The organism is Arthrobacter sp. P1_H7, assembly GCF_056405215.1.
In genome coordinates, this window is sequence record NZ_JBFUCO010000014.1 from 23913 (window position 1) to 42381 (window position 18469).

The following is an 18469-nucleotide window of genomic DNA, read 5'->3' on the forward strand; positions in this document are numbered from 1 at the left end:
GCTCACGCTTTCAGTCTAAGAGGTCGGGCCGCCGGGGCTAAGCCCGGGGGCGCTGGATCAGGGCCGCAGGTGCTGGGCCGGGTCAGCGGCTGAGCAGCAGCCGCTGACCGTTCAGGTCGCCGGCAGGAGCGCTGAAGAGTCCGGCTGCGGCCGCGGCCAGGTCAGCCACGTCCGTGAAGCCCGGGAACTTGCGGTCCGGGGCTTTGGCCCGCATTTCCTCGTTGACGAGGGCTTTCACCACGAAAATGACGGCGGCGCTGCGCTGCCCGGCGTTGTCCTGGCTGGCTTTGTCCTGCTGCGCGCTATCCTGCCCGGGAATGCCGGTGCCGGCGGTCGCGGCGTGGACCCGGCGGAAGCCGTCCGCGACCGCTAGCGTCCAGGCCTCGGCGGCAGCCTTGGCCGCGGCGTAGCTCGCCCCGGCCGCCGTCGGGGCGCTCACGGCCGTGGAGGACACCATGGCGAAGCGTCCGGTGTCAGAGGCAGCGAGGTCGTCGAAGAAGACGCGGGTGACGTTCCGCAGTGTCGTGACGGCGTTGCGCTCCAGGAAGTCCCAGTCGTCGTCGCTCTGGTCCGTGATGCCTTTCGCGCCGCGCCAGCCGCCCACCAGGTGGATCACGCCGTCGACGCGTCCGGCCAGGCCGGCAATGCTTTCCCGCAAGGCGCGGACGTCGGCCAGGCTGGCGAGGTTGCAAACGAGCGGCGTGACGCCGTCGCCGGCCTCAGCGGCGGCTGCCTCGATGCGCGCGGCATCCGAGCCGACCGTGAAGACCCTGTGGCCGGCGTCGCGCAGGGCGCGGGCCGTCGCGATTCCCGACGGCCCGCTGCCCCCCGTGACCAGAACGTTCAAAGCGCGTCCGGCGCTCATCCGGCGTTCAGGGCCCGGGTGCCGTCGCCGGACACTGATCCGGTGTTAGTGCCGGTATCTGACGATCCTGTGATGCCGGCCGTGGATTCGATGACGGGGCGCATCTTCTTCTCCAGCGCCTCGTAGAACATGGAGAGCGGGAACTCGTCGTCGAGGACCTGGTCCGTGAGGCCGCGGGGCGGACCGTCCAGGGGGAGGGCGTCCGGACCCTTGGCCCAGACCGAGGCCGGGTTGGGCGTGACCGTGCCGGAGATGAGCTCATAGGCGGCGAGCCAGTGGGCCATCTTGGGGCGGTCGATCGAGCGCCAGTACAGTTCCTCGATCTTGGCGCCGAGTTCAACCACGACGCCGGCAGCCTCGTCCCAGTCGATGCTGAGTTTGCTGTCGGTCCAGTGCAGGACGTGGTGCTGGTGCATCCAGGCGAAGAGCAGCTGGCCGCCAAGGCCGTCGTAATTGCGCACGCGCGTGCCGGTGATGGCGAAGCGGAAGATGCGGTCGAAGATCACGGCGTACTGGACCAGCTTGGCGTGCCGGCGGGCCTCCGGGTCAGCGTCCTCGTCCTTCTCGATCTTCACCGATTCGCGGAAGGCGGTCAGGTCGCAGCGCAGCTCCTCCAGCGAGTAGAGGAAGAACGGCATGCGCTGCTTGATCATGAACGGGTCGAAGGGCAGGTCCCCGCGCATGTGGGTGCGGTCGTGGATCAGGTCCCACATGACAAAGGTTTCCTGCGTCAGCTCCTGGTCCTCCAGGAGCCCGGCGGCCTCCTCGGGCAGCTGCAGGGAGGTGATCTCGGCTGCGGCGCGCAGGACGCGGCGGAAGCGGGCGGCCTCGCGGTCGGCGAAGATCGCGCCCCACGTGAACGTCGGGGTCTCGCGGACGGCGACGGTCTCCGGGAAGAGGACGGCGGAGTTGGTGTCGTAGCCCGCGGTGAAGTCGAGGAACCGGATCGGGACGAAGAGCTTGTTGGAGTATTCGCCCGTTTCCAGGCCGCCGATGAACTCGGGCCAGATGACCTCGATCAGCACGGCCTCGACGAGGCGGCTGCTGCTGCCGTTCTGGGTGTACATCGGGAACACGACCAGGTGCTGGAGTCCGTTGACCCGGTGCTGCTGGGGCTGGAAGGCCTGCAGGGAATCCAGGAAGTCCGGGACGCCAAAGCCGCCAGCTGCCCAGCGGGCGAAGTCGGTGACCAGCAGGTCCAGGTAGTTCGCGTCGTGGGGGAAGGACGGGGCCAGGGCCGCGACCGCCGTGGTGATGGTGTCAACGTAGCCGGCCGCGGTTTCGTGGGCTTCGGCGTCCGGCACGGATCCGTCCTGGACCTGAAGGGCGCGCAGGGCGGTGGCGGCAGCCTTGAGCCGCAGCCATTCGTGGTTGCCGGCGGTGATCGGGGCGGGGGCGGTAAGAGCGGTCGTGGTCATCGTCGACGGTCGCCTTTCTGTTTGCTGTGGAGCGTGTCGCTGTATCTAAATCGAGCGTAGCAAGCAAACAGAGGCTCTAATGCAAAATTGCCTTGAGCATAAGAAAGTCTGTGGCAAGTGATTCTGAAAGGCCGTTCCAGCGGAAGGAGAGGCAGGGCTGCCGGCTACTGCCCGGCGTCGTCCGCGGGAACGAGCTTTAGGGAAACCGAGTTGATGCAGTAGCGCTGGTCGGTGGGGGTGCCGTAGCCCTCGCCGTCGAACACATGCCCCAGGTGGGAATCGCACGTGGCACAGCGGACTTCCACCCGGTCCATGCCAATGGTGCGGTCATGGATGTAGCGCACGGTGCCCTCGGCGAGCGGCGCCCAGAACGACGGCCAGCCGCAGTGCGAGTCGAACTTTTCGTTGCTGGTGAAGAGTTCGGTGCCGCAGGCCCGGCACTTGTAGACACCCCGGGTGTGGGTGTCCCAGTATTCGCCGGTGTACGGCCGCTCGGTGCCGGCCTGGCGCAGCACGCGGTACTCCTCCGGGGTCAGTTCCTCGCGCCACTGGGCATCCGTCTTTTCGACGGGCTTTTCGGCCGGTGTCCCGGCCGGCGTCTGGTCAAACGCCGTGGCGGCGGGGTCGGCTGCGGGTTCGGTCGCTGGTTCGGTGGCGGGCACTGCCGAGGGCATGGATTTGGGCCTGTTAAAGATGCTCATAGCCTCAATAACGCTCAGGAGTCCCCGATAAATCCCGAACCGGCGTACAGATGCAGGACGGGCAGCCCCAGCTTGTCCTGTGCCTTGGTGGCCCAGTCGGTGTGGAACGTATCGGCCACGGCGTGCGGGCGGGTGATGACCACGGCCTGTCCGGCGCTGAGTTCCTTGACCTTGGCAACCAGGCCGTCAACGGCCTTGCCCTCGACAACTTCGCCTGAGACCCCGCCGCCCAGGCCGGCCAGCGCGGCCAGCGAGGCGGCCAGGGTGTCGGCTGCTTCGGCCCGCTCCACGGCGGGATCGGAGTGTGCCGTCAGTTCACGGAAGGCCTTGGCGATTTCAAGCATGGAAAGGTTTTCCAGGAAATCCACCACCAGGTGCCGCTCGGTGTTGGCCGGCACCAGGATCAGCAGGGGCGCATCACCGCCGGCAACCAGGGTTTCGATATTGACGCGGTCATCCGCACCGAGGGGCTCTTCTGTCAAAATGACGATTGGATCACTCATGACCCCAGCCTAGTCGCGCTCGTCTTGACCTGCATGGTTGTGTCCCACCCGACCCCGGCGTGTCTGTCCCTGCCCGGCCGTGCGCCTGAAACCCCGCCAATGCCATGGTTGGGCTGCGATTCGGTAAGAATGGTGCCATGGCATCCTCCTTGCGCCTCAGCCCGGACCTCCGCCGGGACCTCCGCCAGACCGCTGCCCGCCGCACCGTTGCCCGCGGAGCAGCAGTGCCCGTTGCTGCAGCCCCCGGCGCCGCGACGTCCGGAAGCGCCAAGTGGGCGTTGGGGGGCATCATCGGCGGCAGCGCCGCCGCGGGCGTGCTCGCCGCCGGCTCCTCCGCCCTCGCCCTCTACTTCGCCCGCCGCGTCATCACCCCGGCCCGGTTCCGGGCAGAGGACCAGGAAGTGCTGGCCGTCATCCGCGAGGGGCGGGCGCTGCGGGTCATTTTCGCCGCCACCCCGGACGCCACCGTGGACGGGGTGTACGGGTTCTTCTTCGACGGCGGCCGCGGCCACGCGCGGATCGGCCGGATCCTGTCCTACTCGCCGGCCGAACGCACCGTGCTGCGCGAGGTCGAGCACGTCTACAGCGGGGACATGGCCACCGCCCGGCGCGGCTGGTGGAGCGGTGCGGCCTATCCGGATCCGGCCGCGCTGGGGCTTCCGGTGGAGGACGTGCTGATCGACGTCGACGCCGGGACCGCGCCGGCCTGGCTCGTCCGCGCCGCGCCGGCCGCGGCGGAGGATGTGGCCCCGGACGTCTGGGCGATCATGGTGCACGGGCGCGGGGCCACCCGGCAGGAGGGGCTGCGGGCCGTCCGGACCGCCAGCGAACTGGGCATGTCCAGCCTGCTGATCTCCTACCGAAACGACGGCCTGGCCCCGTCAGCCAGCGACGGGCGCTACGGCCTGGGCTCCACCGAATGGCGCGACGTCGAGGCTGCCATCGGCTACGCCGTGCAGCAGGGCGCCCGCGAGGTAGTTTTGTTCGGCTGGTCGATGGGCGGCGCGATCTGCCTCCAGACGGCTGACCTTTCCCGGCACCGCCACCTGATCCGGGCCATGGTCCTGGACGCGCCGGTGATCAACTGGGTCAACGTGCTGGCCCACCATGCGGAGCTGAACCGGATCCCGTCCTCCGTGGGCCGCTACGGGCAACTGATGCTCAGCCACCGCCTGGGCCGGCGGCTGACCGGGCTGGCCGCGCCCGTCGACCTCAAAGCGATGGACTGGGTCTCGCGGGCCGTGGAGCTGAGGACGCCGACCCTCATTGTGCACAGCGTGGACGACGAATACGTACCCTACGGGCCCTCCGCGGCGCTGGCCGAGAAAAACCCCGAGATGGTCACTTTCGAGCCCTTCGACAGGGCCCTGCATACCAAGGAATGGAACGTGGACCCGGAGCGCTGGGAGCGGCAGGTCTCGGCCTGGCTCCGGCAGCAGCTGGCGCCCCGCGTCAACCCCGGCGACCAGGAGCCGGCGGCCGGGAACGCCGCGGCGGACTGACAGTTCACTGAACCGTCGTCTCGACGAGGACGGCGGTCAGTCGCGCCGGGTCCCGATTCTTGCGGTGCGGGCAGCCGTGAGTCGAATGAGCTCGGCCGGATCCAGCTCGATGTCCAGGCCGCGCCGTCCGCCCGAAACGAGGATGGTCTCCAGCGCCAGTGCGCTGTCATCCACCACGGTGGGGGAGGCCTGGCGCTGGCCGAGCGGGGAGATGCCGCCGAGCACGTATCCGGTCCGCCGCTGCGCCGCGGCCGGGTCGGCCATCTCTGCCTTCTTGCCGCCCAAGGCCGCGGCCATCGCCTTGAGGTCAAGGTTGCCGCTCACGGGCACGACGCCGACGGCGAGCCGGCCGTCGACGTCGACCATCAGGGTTTTGAAGACGCGGGCAGGGTCGACGCCGAGCACTTCCGCCGCTTCCAGGCCGTAGCTGGCCGCCGCGGGGTCATGGGTGTAGGGGTGGGCCACAAAGGGAACCCCGGCGGCCGCGAGTGCTGCGGTGGCCGGAGTTCCCTGCGACGCGTGCTTGCGGGCCATGTCGGCTGACTGTTGTGGGGCCGGAGATCAGGACTGTGCCGGCTGCTACAGGTTTTCGGACGCGACGACCTTGCGCTTGATCCGGCCGAGCATGGCGGTCATTCCGCGCATGCGCAGCGGAGTGATGGCCCGGGTGAGGCCCAGGAGCTCGGGCATGTCGTCCGGGACGGCCAGGATTTCCGCGGCGCTGAGGCCATCGAGTCCTTCGTGGAGCACTCCGGCAAACCCGCGGGTGGTCGGGGCCTCCTTGGGTGCCTTGAAGTAGAGCCGGACACGCTCCGGAGCGGCGCCGTCGGCCTGTTCGGTCTCGACGGTGAGGAACAGCGGCGTCTGGCATTCCACGACCTGCTCGAGCAGCTCCGGGTGGTCCCGGAGCCGCTCCGGAAGTTCGGGAAGCCCCTGCGAGAACTCGAGGAGCAGCTGCAGCCGCTCTGCTTCGGTCAGGGCCTGGAAATCGTCGACAATGTCCGCCAGTGCGGCGGGGAGGGCTGAAGTATTCATCATTCCCAGCTTACGCACGCGCGCCGATTGTGTCCCTGTCGCGCCCCGTCCCGCTCCATGGTGCCCGCGGCTAACGGCCGGCCGGAACCGCGCCGCGCTCGGCACCCTTGACGATCGGGACGCGCACGGCGTTGCCCCATTCGGTCCAGGAACCGTCGTAGTTCCGGACGGTCTCGAAGCCCAGCAGGTACTTCAGCGCAAACCAGGTATGGCTGGACCGCTCGCCGATCCGGCAGTACGCCACGACGTCGTCGCCTTCGTTCAGCCCGGCCTCGCCGAGGTACAGGGCCTCGAGCTCGCCGCGGTTCCGGTAGGTGCCGTCGCCGGCCGCCGCGCGGGCCCAGGGGATGGAGGCCGCCGTGGGGATGTGGCCGCCGCGCAGCGCGCCCTCTTCCGGGTAGGCGGGCATGTGGGTCCGCTGGCCGGTGTACTCCTCGGTCGAGCGGACGTCGATCAGCGGCTTGCCGAAGTGCGCCAGGACGTCATCCTTGAAGGCGCGGATCGGGGCGTCGTCCCGCTCCACGACGGGGTAGTCGGCGGGGGTGGCGACGGTCGTGACGGTCGAGAGCGCCCGGCCTTCCGCGATCCACTTGTCCCGGCCGCCGTCCAGGAGCCGGACGTCCTCGTGGCCGAAGAGCGTGAACACCCACAGGGCGTAGGCGGCCCACCAGTTCGACTTGTCGCCGTAAATGACCACCGTGCTGTCCCGGGAAATGCCCTTGGCCGCGGCCAGCGCGGCGAAAGCTTCGCCGTCGACATAATCGCGGGTCACCTCGTCGTTGAGGTCCGTGTGCCAGTCGATTTTCACTGCCCCGGGGATGTGGCCGGTCTCGTACAGCAGGACGTCTTCATCGGATTCGACCACCACGAGATTGCCGCCGTCGAGGGCCCCGTCCTCGATCGCCGTGGCCAGCCATTCCGTGGACACCAGGCGGTCAGGGTGGGCGTAGGCGGCGAATTTCTCGTTCTGCTCAACGGGGTAGGACATTGCGATGGCCTTTCACTGGAACGGTCAGGAGGCCGGGCGCGGAAAACTGTGCGCGGCGCCGGGCCTGTAACAACACTAGTCACGGGCCGGCGGGAATGCTCCACCGGGTTCACACGGGGAAATGTGGTTTTCCTCACGCCGGCCGCGGGTCCGCACGCGCGCAGGCGGGCCGGGCAGGCTTTGCCGGTATTCTTGCTGGGGACAAGAGACCAGCAGAACGGACCACCTTGGTACAGATCGAACAGCTCGCCGCCCGTACGCCGGCAGTTTCCGTGGATGAACTCCTCAATGGGTTCTATCCGTCGCCGCGGTTCGGTGAGGTGTCGTTTTCCAGCTACCGCCCCGATCCCGCCCAGCCCAGCCAGGCCCATGCGGTCCATGCGCTGCAGCATTTTGCGGCGGGCGTGGGCGCACGCGACGGCGACGGCCTGTTCAAGCGGCTCTTCGGCAAGAAGGACACTTCCCGGGCCGGGATCTACCTCGACGGCGGATTCGGCGTGGGCAAGACCCACCTGCTGGCTTCGCTGTGGCACGCCGCCCCTGGACCCAAGGCCTTCGGCACGTTCGTCGAATACACCAACCTCGTCGGTGCGCTGTCCTTCCGCAAGACCGTAGAGGCCCTGAGCCACTACAAGCTGGTCTGCATCGATGAATTTGAGCTCGATGATCCGGGCGACACTGTGCTCATGTCCCGGCTCATGCGTGAACTCGCTGACGCCGGCGTGAAGCTTGCCGCCACATCGAACACGCTGCCGGGGTCGCTCGGGGACGGGCGCTTCGCCGCCGTCGACTTCGCCCGCGAAATCCAGGTGCTGGCGGACCAGTTCGACGTCGTGCGGATCGACGGCGAGGACTTCCGCCACCGTGGCCTCCCGGCCGCGCCCGCGCCGCTGCGCAATGATGACCTGACCCACCAGATGCATGCCGAGTTCGACGGCAAGACCGTGGCCCGCGATGAGTTCAGCACCTTGATCAACCACCTGGCCGGCGTGCACCCGAGCCGCTACCGCCAGCTGCTTGAGGGGATCGAGGGCGTCGTCTGGAAGAACGTGCACACGATTACCGAGCAGGCCGTTGCGCTGCGCTTTGTGGTGCTGGCGGACCGGTTGTACGACAAGGACGTGCCCATCCTTGCCAGCGGTGTGCCGTTCGACCAGCTGTTCACCGAGGAAATGATGACCGGCGGGTACATGAAGAAGTACTTCCGCGCCGTCTCCAGGCTCACCGCGCTGGCCCGCGAGGGCCAAAACCACGAACCGTCCTAGCCCAGCCCCCTCCAACGACAACGCGGGGTCACATAGCGCCCATCCTGACGCACGGGATGGACGCGATGTGACCCCGCGTTGCTTCGTTAAGCGAAGCCGTGCGACGTGCTGCTAATGCCAGAGGCGCCGTTAAATGCCGGAGGTGCCGGCGCCGCCTCTCGGCGGGACCGGCACCTCGCTGACGGATCTGGGTCAGAGGCCTGGCTGGCGGGGTTCCCCGGCTACGGGGGGCTCACCGGCTGCGGGAGTCTGATCGGCGACCGGGGCCGGGTTCGGCCGGTCGTTCGCCTTGTCCACGAAGTCGGAAGCGCCTCGCTGCACGGCATCGATCTTGTCGGCGTGCTTTCCGCCGGTCTTGGAGTCGACGAAGTCGCCTGCCTTTTCGATGCCGCCCTTGATGGCTTCTTCGTTGCCACCAATAACTTGCTGAGCCTTGCCCTTTAGATCGTCAAGTAAACCCACGGGCACCTCCCTTCGGTCGCGGAGCCAGATCGCTCCTAGCGTTCTCTACCCTAGCGGGAGGTGGCGGGGGTGCCAAGGGTGTCCGCCCAGAGGATAAAAGATGGAAGGCCAGGTGCACAGGGTAGAAGGGCCCGGAGTACACCAATCCGCAGTGCACGAACGAAGTACACAAAGAGGAACACAAAAAAGAGCGGCTCCGGGGGAGCTGCTCTTGTGGTGGGCGATACTGGGATCGAACCAGTGACCTCTTCCGTGTCAGGGAAGCGCGCTACCGCTGCGCCAATCGCCCGCAACCGGAAGGATCCGGAGTGGAGTTGTAATGAAGAGAGCGGACGACGAGATTCGAACTCGCGACATCCACCTTGGCAAGGTGGTGCTCTACCAGCTGAGCTACGTCCGCATTTAGTCCATGCCGGCTGGGCCGGTGGTACTGCATCAAGCAAGTTGCCTTGCTCTGGTGGGCGATACTGGGATCGAACCAGTGACCTCTTCCGTGTCAGGGAAGCGCGCTACCGCTGCGCCAATCGCCCCTTGCATCCGATCGAAACCGGAAACCAGGGTTTTCACCGAGGTGGGTACGGGATTCGAACCCGTGTATACGGCTTTGCAGGCCGCTGCCTCGCCTCTCGGCCAACCCACCGTGTAGACAGGATTCCGAAGAACCTTTGCCGTGACAGTGTCCTGCGAGCGGACGACGAGATTCGAACTCGCGACATCCACCTTGGCAAGGTGGTGCTCTACCAGCTGAGCTACGTCCGCATTGTTGGTGTGCATTTCCTTGCCGCATTCGGCATTTCCTCGCGTTCCAACGAGTAAGAACTCTATAGGAGGTTCTGGGAATCTACAAATCGAGGCACGTCTACCCATGTTCCATGGCCCTACTTCCCCGAGTTCTAGGGGATTTTTCTAATTACAGCGCTGTAATTTGCGGCCGTCTCAAGCGGTGGCCCGAAGCGGTGCAGGGGCTATTCCCGGGACCACTGCCTGGGAGGAGTGGAAGGGCCGGTGGAGGATTGGTGGACATCACCCGCGCACGGGCCTGTTGCGGGGGAGCGTTGGCCACGGATCCGCGGCGCGGCCGGGTTCCCCGGGCCGATTTCTAAAATCCGCCCGGGTGGGCTAGCATTCAATGTCGTTAGGGCGATTGGCGCAGTGGTAGCGCGCTTCGTTCACACCGAAGAGGTCACTGGTTCGAACCCAGTATCGCCCACTAACGAAATGGTCTGTTCCGCTGACTCAGCGGGGCAGGCCATTTTGCTTTTCATCGTTGTCTGACCCCCGTGAAAGAGTCTTCATATGACCGCTCCACTCCTCGCCCACGCCACGGACTATGGCCGCATGTACGCCCGCTCCACGTCCGCACAGTTCTCCGTCCCTTCCATCACCACGGTGATCGGCCAGCAGCCACACGGGCTGGATGGCTGGTTCGGGTACATGGGCGCGAATAGCCTGGCCCAGGATCCCGAGCTCCCCGGCATCTTGGGGAGCCCGGCCAAACTGCGCCAGGCGGTCAGCCGGGCAGCCAAGGCGGCGGAGTCGTACCGGGACGATGCCGCCAAGCGCGGCGACCGGGTCCACAACTACTGCGAGCAGGTTGCGCTGCGCGCGCTCGGCCGGCCGCACCAGATGAAGGAAACACGGGAGGCGCTGGCCGCCAACGGCGAGGAAGCCTTCGCGGCACGCTTCGACGAATGGTGGGAGCTCTTCGACGTTGAACCCATCGCCCCGGAAATTACGGTGTGGAACAAGACGGTCGGCTATGCCGGCACCCTGGACCTCGTGGCACGGATCAACGGCAGGACCTGTCTTATCGACTACAAGACCAAGGGCACCAGCCGGGACGGCACCGTCAAACCCCTGGATGACAAAGTCGTCATGCAGCTCGTGGCGGGCATGAAGGCGGAGGAAAGCCTCGTGGATCCCGTGGCGGGGGAATGGGAGGCCTGGCAGCACGGCGAGTCCCCGATTCTCCTGGCCGTGGCGGTCGGCGAGACCGAGGTCCGTCCGCAGCGGGCCAACCCCGAGGTCCTGAAGCACCACTGGTGGAAATTCTGTGCGCTGCGCCGCGTGTGGGAAATGTCCGCCGACACGGCGACCGCCGGAGCAGCACTGCTCCCGCTGGCGCCGCCCGTGAAGCGCTGAACAGAAGCGCTGGACGGAAGCGCTGAATCGGCATCCAGAGCAGAAGCCGGGCAGCTGCAACTAAACTGGACTGGATCCCTAGCCGCCCACCGTGAGGACAGATTGCACATGGCCATTTTGAATATCCGCATCATCGGGGATCCTGTGCTGCGCACAGTCGCCGATCCCGTGACGGAATTCGGGCCTGAACTGGCAAAGCTCGTCGCCGACATGACCGAAACCATGGAGGATGTCGAGGGCGCCGGCCTGGCCGCGCCCCAGGTCGGTGTGAGCCTGCGCGTCTTCACCTACCGGATCGGCGGCGTCGAGGGCCACATCGTCAACCCCGTGCTGGAAAACAGCGAGGACTTCCAGCCGGACCAGGTCGAGGGGTGCCTGTCGATCCCGGGCCTGGGCTTCCCCGTCCGCCGCTACCGCCATACCCGGGTGACCGGCGTAGACCTGCATGGCAACCCCGTCACCGTCGAGGGCGAGGACATGCTGGCGCGCTGCTTCCAGCACGAGACCGACCACCTGGACGGGATCCTCTACACCGACCGGCTCGAGGGCGAGGACCGTAAGGCCGCCCTGCGCGCCATCCGCAATGCCAACTACGACGCCATCACGGAACAGACAACCACCAAGCGCGCGAAGAGCGTCGGGACGAGCTTTGGCGGGTCCAGCTTCGGAATCACCCCGTGAGGGTTCTCTTCGCGGGGACCCCTGCCGTCGCCGTGCCGTCCCTCGACGCGCTTGTTGACGCCGGGTTCGACGTCGTCGCTGTCCTCACCCGCCCGGACGCACCGCTGGGACGCAAACGCGTCCTGACGCCGTCGCCCGTGGCCGCCAGGGCCGCAGAGCTCGGCATCGAGATTATCCACGCCGCCAAAGTCGATGCAGGGGTCACCGCCCGCATTGCCGCCGCAGCACCGGACGTCGCGGCGATCGTTGCCTACGGCGGCCTGATTCCCCGTGCGGCCCTCGCTGTTCCACGCCACGGCTGGGTGAACCTGCACTTCTCGCTGCTGCCGGCCTGGCGCGGCGCAGCCCCCGTGCAGCGCGCCGTCATCGCCGGCGACGACGTCACCGGTGCCGTCACCTTCCGCCTGGAGGAGGGGCTGGACACCGGCCCGGTCTTCGGGACCCTCACCGAGACCGTGCACCCCGCCGATACCGCCGGGGCACTGCTCGAACGGCTCTCCCACAGTGGCGCGGTCCTGCTGGCCCAGACCCTGTCCGCGATCGACGCCGGCAACGCCGTCGCGCTGCCGCAGCAGGGCGATGTCAGCCTGGCACCCAAACTTAGCCTCGAGGACGGCCGGCTCGACTGGCAGCAGCCCGCCCTGGCGATCGGCCGCCGTGCCCGCGGCGTCACCCCGGAGCCGGGCGCCTGGACCCTGCTGGAGGGCCAGCGGATCAAACTGGAACCGGTCCTGCCGGCCGCGGACTCAGCCGCGCTCCGGCCCGGAAAGCTGGCCATGGACGGGAAACGGGTCCTCGTTGGTACGGGATCGCACCCGGTGGAATTGACGCGGGTCCAGCCCGCGGGCAAGAAAATGATGGCCGCCGCTGATTGGGCGCGTGGGCAGGCAACACTTGAAAGCGTGGTATTCGAATGAGCGGTTCCGGGACCAGCGGCAGCAGCCGAGGCAGTGGCCAGGGCGCCGGGGGCGGCAGCCGGCGGAATGCCCAGGGCCGGGAACGCAACCGCGGCCCGCAGCGCGGCTTCACCGAGAGCGCCCCATCCCAGCGGACCCGCCGCGCCGATCCGGCCCGGCTGGTTGCCTTTGAGGTCCTCCGCGCCGTGGCCGCCGAGGACGCCTACGCGAACCTGGTGCTCCCGGCCCGGATCCGGCACCACGGGCTGGACAAGCGCGACGCCGGTTTCGCCACCGAGCTCAGCTACGGCGCCCTCCGTGGCCAGGGCACGTATGACGCCATCCTCGCCCGCTGCGTGGACCGGCCGCTGGACGAACTGGATCCCGCGATCCTCGATGCCCTGCGGATCGGGGTGCACCAGTTGCTCGCCATGCGCGTGCCCGCCCACGCCGCCCTGGACCAGACGGTGGGGCTGGCCCGCGCCGTGATCGGGGCCGGGCCCTCGGCACTGATCAATGCCGTCCTGCGCAAAGTCTCCGCCCGCACCCTCGATGAGTGGCTCGACCTGCTGCTCAGCACCGAGACCGATGCCACCCGGATCGCGTCCATCCGCTACGCCCACCCTGAATGGATCGTCCGCGCGCTCCGCCAGTCGCTCGTGGTCCACGGCCGGCCGGCTGCTGAGATTGACGAGCTGCTCGAAGCGGACAACGCCGCGCCCGTGGTGAACCTCGTGGCACTGCCGGGAGTGGGCAGCCTGGACGAGGCCCTGGAAAGCGGAGCCACGCCGGGTGAGCTCGTCGAGGGATCCGCGCTCTCCAGCGGCGGGGACCTTGGCCGGCTCGCCTCGGTCCGTGACGGAAGCACCCGTGTCCAGGACGTCGGCTCGCAGCTTGTGGCCCGCGCCATGGCCGCCGTCGATCTCGGTACAAACCCCAGCACGGCCGCCGGCGCCGAAGCCGGGACGGACAGCGGGGACGCGGGGGAGCGCTGGCTGGATCTCTGTGCCGGCCCCGGCGGCAAGGCCGCCCTGCTCGGCGCCCTGGCCCGGCAGCGGGGCGCCCACCTGCTGGCCAACGAATCCGCCCCGCACCGGGCCAAACTCGTGCGCCAGGCCCTGTCCGCGGTCCCGAGGGAGGCCTGGGAGGTCAGGACCGGGGACGGCCGGGACATCGGCGCCGAGCAGCCGGAGTCCTTCGACCGTGTCCTGGTCGATGTCCCGTGCACCGGCCTGGGGGCCCTGCGCCGGCGCCCGGAGTCACGCTGGCGGCGCACGCCCAAGGACCTCGTGGACCTTGGCCCGCTGCAGCGCCAGCTGCTCAAATCCGCGATCGACGCCGTCAAGCCCGGCGGCGTGGTGGCGTACGTGACATGTTCGCCGCACCCGGCAGAGACCACCGCCGTCGTCAGTGATGCCCTGCGCAAGCGCGAGGACCTCGAACTCCTCGACGCCGGCGCCGTGCTGGACAGCGTCAGCCTCACCGGCCACCTCGAGGCCGGGCACGAGCTCACCGCCCAGCTTTGGCCGCACGTGCACCAGACGGACGCCATGTTCCTGGCGCTGATTCGCAAGTTGGCCTGAGTTTCGCTGATACTGGGGCACTGCCAGCTAAAAACGATCCAGCTAAGTACGAACGAGAAGGAAATCCATGGCCCAGTGCTGCATCAACCCGAGCATCCTTTCGGCTGACTTCGTCAATCTTGAGGCCGAACTGCGCCGTATCAGCAATGCCGATGCGGTGCATGTGGACGTCATGGACAACCACTTCGTGCCCAACCTGACCATCGGGCTGCCCGTGGTGCAGCGCATCCAGGCCGTCAGCCCGGTGCCGCTGGACGCACACCTGATGATCGCCGACGCGGACCGCTGGGCGCCGGGCTTCGCCGACGCCGGGGTGGCCTCGGTGACGTTCCACGCCGAAGCCTCGATCGCGCCGATCAAATTGGCGCGGGAACTGCGCGCCCGCGGGGCCAAAGCAGGCATGGCGCTGCGTCCGGGCACCGCCGTGGAGCCCTATCTGGACATGCTCCCGGAACTGGACCTGCTCTTGATCATGACGGTGGAGCCAGGCTTCGGCGGGCAGTCTTTCCTTGACCTGACACTGCCCAAGATACGACGGGCCCGGGCCGCCATTGACGGTTCCGGCGCCGCAGTGGCACTGCAGGTGGACGGCGGCATCACCGAGGAGACGATCGTGCGCGCCGCAGAGGCGGGGGCGAACGTTTTTGTTGCGGGGTCAGCCGTCTACGGCGCCGCGGATCCGGCGGAGGCCGTCGAAAGGCTCCGGGCGGCCGGGTCCCGCTGACGCGCCGGTCCCGGCAGCGGACCGGCAGGGAAATGCTGCGAAGATGACGCCGGGCGTAACATCGGCGTCCGGGGAATAGCCCGGGCAGGCCCGCAGTTGTGTCAGAATAACAACACACATACGTGCTCCGGGGTCGGTGTAAGTCCGAACCGGCGGTGACAGTCCGCGACCCGCGCGCCAGCGCCTACCTTCGGGAAGGATGCCGGCAAACGGTTGAACCGGTGAAATTCCGGTACCGACAGTTAAAGTCTGGATGAGAGAAGCACGTACAGCTGTTACTGCGGCGCCCCGACGGCGCCGCATAATTGCGCTGTCGTATACCCCCGGAGCCATCGCGGTTCTTGAGGGAAGGAACGACACACGCATGGACCCCTTGCGATGGCTCTTCGAAGCGCAGATCCCGGTAGGCGGATCTGTCCTGATTCTTCGTGAAGTGCTAGGCAACATCTTTGGCCTCGCCAGCGCCTTTGGCGGCATGCGCCGCCGGGTCTGGGCATGGCCCGTCGGCATCGCCGGCAACTTACTGCTCCTGACGGTCTTCCTGGGCAACGTCTTCGGTTCCGCCACGCCCGCCACGCTGTGGGGCCAGGCCGGACGCCAGGTCATGTTCATCGGCGTCGCCCTCTACGGCTGGTACCGCTGGCAGCAGGGCAGGCAGCCAGCCAGCAGCGGGGCGGTCCTCGCGCCGCGCTGGGCCAGCAACCGGACCCGGGTGATTCTGGCTCTCAGCCTCGTGGCCGGCACCATGGCGCTTACCCCGGTCTTCGACTCCCTCGGCTCCTACCCGCCGGTCTGGGCCGACGCGTGGACGTTCATGGGCTCGCTGCTGGCGACTTACGGGATGGCGCGCGGCTGGACGGAGTTCTGGCTCATCTGGGTGGCGGTGGACATCGTCGGTGTGCCACTGCTGTTCAGCGCGGGCTACTACGCCAGCGCCGTCATGTACCTCTTCTACGGCTTCTTCACCCTGGCCGGGTTCTTTGTCTGGTGGCGTGCCTCGAAGCTGGCGAACCGGCCGGCCACGGTCGAAACCGCATCCCTTGACCCGCTGGTGGCCAGGTGAGCGCCCCCAACAGCGCCGGCGTGAGCGCCGGATCCAGCGCGGCCCCGCGCGGCACCGCTTCGTTCAGCACCGCCCCGCGCGGCACCGTCCCGTTCGGCGCGGCCCCGTTCAGCGCAGCCCCGTTCAGCGCAGCCGAAAACGCTGCGATGCAGGCCGCCCTGGCCGCCGCGGCGCGGGGCCCGCGGGGCGCCAACCCGCTCGTGGGAGCCGTCGTTGTCGGGGCCGACGGGACGCACCTCGCCACCGGATACCACCGCGGAGCAGGGACTGCCCATGCCGAGGCTGACGCGATCGGCCAGGCGAAGGCGGCGGGCCGGGACCTCCGCGGCGCGGCGATCGTCGTGACGCTGGAGCCCTGCAACCACTGCGGGCGCACCGGGCCCTGCGCGCAGGCGATCATCGACGCCGGCATCACCGACGTCATCTACGCCGTCGACGATCCCCACGACCCGGCCGCCGGCGGAGCCGTGACGCTCCGCGCCGCGGGCGTCCGCGTCCGCTCCGGGCTGGCAGCCGATGCGGCGCTGGACCTGAACCGGCGCTGGTTCGACGCCGTCGCCGCCAAACGGCCCTTCGTCACCCTGCATATCGCCCAGACCCTCGACAGCCGCATCGCCGCCAGCGACGGCACGAGCCAGTGGATCTCCAGCCCGGAATCGCTCGCGGACAACCACGCCCTGCGCGGCCGGATTGACGCCATCCTGGTGGGCACCCAGACGGTCCTGATCGACAACCCCCGGCTCACCGCCCGGAACACCGCGGGCGAACCGGCCGGCAAACAGCCGCTGCGCGCCGTCATGGGGTACCGGGGCATCCCCGACGACGCCGCCATCCACGGAGCCGACGGCAACGTCCTGCACCTGGCCACCCGCGACCCGCGCGAGGCCCTGGACGAGCTGTTCGCACGCGGCGTCCGGCACCTCATGGTCGAGGGCGGCTCCCGGATCCTGAGCGCTTTCCTGGCCGCCGGCCTGGTCGACGAACTCATCGTCTACCTGGCGCCGACACTGCTTGGCTCCGGCACCGCCGCCCTGGACGACCTCGGCATCACTACCTTGGCCGATGCCCAGCACTGGGAATGGGACCCGGCATCCGGCGGCGCCGTCCAGGTCCTCGGCCGCGACCTCCGGCTGCATCTTCGACCGGCTGCCCCGGCCGCCACCCCTACTTCATCCGATACAACCCCGCACCGCACCGGCGCGGACACCGCCGCAGGAGGCAATTGATGTTTACCGGAATTATCGCCGAGCAGGGGAAGGTGCTGTCCGTTGAACGCAACGGGGACAGCAGCGCCACCGTTCGGCTCCACGCGCCCGGCACCACGGATGGCCTCGCCCTGGGTGGTTCCATTGCAGTCAACGGCGTCTGCCTCACCGCCACGCAGATCGACGGCAGGGACTTCAGCGTCGACGTCATGGGCGAGACGCTCAACCGCAGCACCATCGGAGAACTCACTGCGGGCGATCCCGTCAACCTGGAACGCTGCGTCCCCGCCGGGGGACGGCTGGACGGCCACGTGGTGCAGGGACATGTCGACGGCGTCGGCCAGCTCGTGGAGCGTGAAGGGCTTGGCAACTGGGACCGGCTCCGGTTCTCGGTGCCGGCCGGGCTGGCCCGGTACATCGCCGAAAAGGGATCCATCGCCGTCGACGGCGTCTCCCTCACCGTCACGACAGTCAGCCCGGCCAACGACCCGGCGCCCTGGTTTGAAGTGGGGCTGATCCCCACCACCCTGGCCGAGACCGGCCTGGGCCAAAAAACGCTCGGCAGCCACGTAAACCTCGAGGTCGATGTCCTGGCGAAGTACACCGAACGCCTGCTGTCCTTTGCCGGCGGTACGTCGCCCGCCGCGCACCGGGCGGCCGAAGGTTCCGCCGGAGAAGCCGCCCGCACGGACAGGCCCGCGAAATGAGCCGGGTCAAGGACCAGCCCGGCCACGACCTGGCCGACGTGCTCCCCGCTGCCGGCACCGGCACCGGGCGTGCTGGCCTCGATCCGATCGAGGACGCCATCAGCGCCATGGCAGCCGGGCGCCCCGTCCTGGTGGTGGACAACGAGGACCGCGAGAACGAAGGCGACATCATTTTCGCCGCCGAGCACGCCACCCCGGCGCTGATGGGCTGGACAGTCCGCTACAGCTCCGGAGTGATCTGCGTGCCGCTCGACGCCGACCGGGCCGACGCCCTGGCCCTGCCGCCCATGGTGGCAATCAACGAAGACGCCAAGGGCACCGCCTACACCGTGTCCTGCGACGCCGCCGTGGGTGTCAGCACCGGAATTTCCGCCACGGACCGCGCCCTGACGGCCCGGATCCTGGCCGACCCGCAAAGCCGGCCAAATTCATTGACCCGCCCCGGGCATGTTTTTCCCCTCCGCGCCGTTAAGGGGGGAGTGCGGGAACGTCCCGGCCACACCGAGGCGGCCGTGGACCTGTGCCGGCTGGCGGGCCTGGAGCCCGTGGGCGTGATTGCAGAGCTTGTGTACGACAACGGAGAAATGATGCGGCTGGACGGATTGCGCGGCTTCGCCATCGAGCATGGCTGCCCCCTGATTTCGATTGCGGATCTGGTGGCGTACCTTGAAGCGGGACAGCACGGCAGCCACACAGCGGATCCTGTCTGATGGAGGAGAAATAGTGACG

The 18469-nt window shown here is 68.3% G+C and carries 19 protein-coding genes, 6 tRNA genes and 1 riboswitch; of the genes, 12 read left to right on the forward strand and 13 right to left on the reverse strand.

Annotated features, from left to right (window positions below; genetic code table 11):
• Positions 1–82: 82 nt before the first annotated feature.
• From AC1DXI_RS14680 to AC1DXI_RS14695, 4 genes are all read right to left on the reverse strand, one after another.
• Positions 83–865: an SDR family oxidoreductase gene (locus AC1DXI_RS14680; RefSeq protein ID WP_476939254.1), complete on the reverse strand. Its 783-nt coding sequence runs from the start codon at positions 863–865 to the stop codon at positions 83–85.
• The gene (locus AC1DXI_RS14685; RefSeq protein WP_476939255.1) at positions 862–2283 is read right to left on the reverse strand and encodes a DUF6421 family protein; all 1422 of its coding nucleotides are present in this window, start codon (positions 2281–2283) and stop codon (positions 862–864) included. Before AC1DXI_RS14685 ends, AC1DXI_RS14680 begins: the two co-directional genes overlap by 4 nt.
• Before the next feature lie 164 nt (positions 2284–2447).
• Positions 2448–2984, reverse strand: a complete 537-nt coding sequence (gene msrB / locus AC1DXI_RS14690) for a peptide-methionine (R)-S-oxide reductase MsrB (RefSeq protein ID WP_476939256.1) — start codon at positions 2982–2984, stop codon at positions 2448–2450.
• 14 nt (positions 2985–2998) lie between these two features.
• On the reverse strand, positions 2999–3487 hold the full coding sequence (locus AC1DXI_RS14695; protein WP_018772443.1) for a hypothetical protein: 489 nt from the start codon (positions 3485–3487) through the stop codon (positions 2999–3001).
• A gap of 137 nt (positions 3488–3624) precedes the next feature.
• Between AC1DXI_RS14695 and AC1DXI_RS14700 the strand changes: the two genes are divergently transcribed.
• On the forward strand, positions 3625–4989 hold the full coding sequence (locus tag AC1DXI_RS14700; protein ID WP_476939257.1) for an alpha/beta hydrolase family protein: 1365 nt from the start codon (positions 3625–3627) through the stop codon (positions 4987–4989).
• Positions 4990–5025: 36 nt separating this feature from the next.
• On the opposite strand, the gene ybaK is transcribed toward AC1DXI_RS14700, so the two are convergent.
• From ybaK to AC1DXI_RS14715, 3 genes are all read right to left on the reverse strand, one after another.
• Positions 5026–5523, reverse strand: a complete 498-nt coding sequence (gene ybaK / locus AC1DXI_RS14705) for a Cys-tRNA(Pro) deacylase (RefSeq protein ID WP_026536988.1) — start codon at positions 5521–5523, stop codon at positions 5026–5028.
• Between the two features lie 45 nt (positions 5524–5568).
• Positions 5569–6024 (reverse strand): SufE family protein, encoded by a 456-nt coding sequence (locus AC1DXI_RS14710; RefSeq protein ID WP_476939258.1) that lies wholly within the window; start codon positions 6022–6024, stop codon positions 5569–5571.
• A 70-nt stretch (positions 6025–6094) separates the two neighbouring features.
• Positions 6095–7012, reverse strand: a complete 918-nt coding sequence (locus AC1DXI_RS14715) for a sulfurtransferase (protein ID WP_018772447.1) — start codon at positions 7010–7012, stop codon at positions 6095–6097.
• A 227-nt stretch (positions 7013–7239) separates the two neighbouring features.
• On the opposite strand from AC1DXI_RS14715, the gene zapE reads away from it, so the two are divergent.
• The gene (gene zapE / locus AC1DXI_RS14720) at positions 7240–8277 is read left to right on the forward strand and encodes a cell division protein ZapE (RefSeq protein ID WP_018772448.1); all 1038 of its coding nucleotides are present in this window, start codon (positions 7240–7242) and stop codon (positions 8275–8277) included.
• Between the two features lie 192 nt (positions 8278–8469).
• Here zapE and AC1DXI_RS14725 read toward each other — a convergent pair whose 3' ends face one another.
• The 6 genes from AC1DXI_RS14725 to AC1DXI_RS14750 form a co-directional block, all read right to left on the reverse strand.
• Positions 8470–8739 carry an antitoxin gene (locus tag AC1DXI_RS14725; RefSeq protein ID WP_476939259.1) on the reverse strand — a complete coding sequence of 90 codons (270 nt, stop codon included), beginning with the start codon at positions 8737–8739 and terminating at the stop codon, positions 8470–8472.
• A gap of 214 nt (positions 8740–8953) precedes the next feature.
• Positions 8954–9028, reverse strand: a tRNA-Val gene (locus tag AC1DXI_RS14730).
• Between the two features lie 38 nt (positions 9029–9066).
• Positions 9067–9139: transfer RNA gene (locus tag AC1DXI_RS14735), tRNA-Gly, on the reverse strand.
• Between the two features lie 55 nt (positions 9140–9194).
• Positions 9195–9269, reverse strand: a tRNA-Val gene (locus AC1DXI_RS14740).
• A 39-nt stretch (positions 9270–9308) separates the two neighbouring features.
• Positions 9309–9379 (reverse strand) — tRNA-Cys (locus AC1DXI_RS14745).
• Between the two features lie 46 nt (positions 9380–9425).
• Positions 9426–9498, reverse strand: a tRNA-Gly gene (locus tag AC1DXI_RS14750).
• 379 nt (positions 9499–9877) lie between these two features.
• Between AC1DXI_RS14750 and AC1DXI_RS14755 the strand changes: the two genes are divergently transcribed.
• The 10 genes from AC1DXI_RS14755 (at position 9878) to ribB (ending at position 18450) form a co-directional block, all read left to right on the forward strand.
• Positions 9878–9949 (forward strand) — tRNA-Val (locus AC1DXI_RS14755).
• 86 nt (positions 9950–10035) lie between these two features.
• A complete protein-coding gene (locus tag AC1DXI_RS14760) occupies positions 10036–10881 on the forward strand; it encodes a cytochrome (RefSeq protein ID WP_079553671.1) in 846 nt (281 codons plus the stop codon).
• Positions 10882–10989: 108 nt separating this feature from the next.
• The gene (def, locus tag AC1DXI_RS14765; RefSeq protein ID WP_079553669.1) at positions 10990–11562 is read left to right on the forward strand and encodes a peptide deformylase; all 573 of its coding nucleotides are present in this window, start codon (positions 10990–10992) and stop codon (positions 11560–11562) included.
• Positions 11559–12479, forward strand: coding sequence for a methionyl-tRNA formyltransferase (gene fmt, locus AC1DXI_RS14770; RefSeq protein WP_476939260.1), 921 nt, complete (start codon positions 11559–11561; stop codon positions 12477–12479). Before def ends, fmt begins: the two co-directional genes overlap by 4 nt.
• Positions 12476–14041, forward strand: coding sequence for an RsmB/NOP family class I SAM-dependent RNA methyltransferase (locus AC1DXI_RS14775; RefSeq protein WP_476939261.1), 1566 nt, complete (start codon positions 12476–12478; stop codon positions 14039–14041). Before fmt ends, AC1DXI_RS14775 begins: the two co-directional genes overlap by 4 nt.
• Positions 14042–14108: 67 nt before the next feature.
• Positions 14109–14765 carry a ribulose-phosphate 3-epimerase gene (rpe, locus tag AC1DXI_RS14780; RefSeq protein WP_476939262.1) on the forward strand — a complete coding sequence of 219 codons (657 nt, stop codon included), beginning with the start codon at positions 14109–14111 and terminating at the stop codon, positions 14763–14765.
• A gap of 118 nt (positions 14766–14883) precedes the next feature.
• A riboswitch (FMN riboswitch) is annotated at positions 14884–15035 on the forward strand.
• 94 nt (positions 15036–15129) lie between these two features.
• On the forward strand, positions 15130–15828 hold the full coding sequence (gene pnuC, locus AC1DXI_RS14785; protein WP_476939263.1) for a nicotinamide riboside transporter PnuC: 699 nt from the start codon (positions 15130–15132) through the stop codon (positions 15826–15828).
• Positions 15825–17054: a bifunctional diaminohydroxyphosphoribosylaminopyrimidine deaminase/5-amino-6-(5-phosphoribosylamino)uracil reductase RibD gene (gene ribD, locus AC1DXI_RS14790; RefSeq protein WP_476939264.1), complete on the forward strand. Its 1230-nt coding sequence runs from the start codon at positions 15825–15827 to the stop codon at positions 17052–17054. Before pnuC ends, ribD begins: the two co-directional genes overlap by 4 nt.
• Positions 17054–17740, forward strand: coding sequence for a riboflavin synthase (locus AC1DXI_RS14795; protein ID WP_476939265.1), 687 nt, complete (start codon positions 17054–17056; stop codon positions 17738–17740). Before ribD ends, AC1DXI_RS14795 begins: the two co-directional genes overlap by 1 nt.
• Positions 17737–18450 carry a 3,4-dihydroxy-2-butanone-4-phosphate synthase gene (gene ribB, locus AC1DXI_RS14800; RefSeq protein ID WP_476939266.1) on the forward strand — a complete coding sequence of 238 codons (714 nt, stop codon included), beginning with the start codon at positions 17737–17739 and terminating at the stop codon, positions 18448–18450. Before AC1DXI_RS14795 ends, ribB begins: the two co-directional genes overlap by 4 nt.
• Positions 18451–18469: the final 19 nt, after the last annotated feature.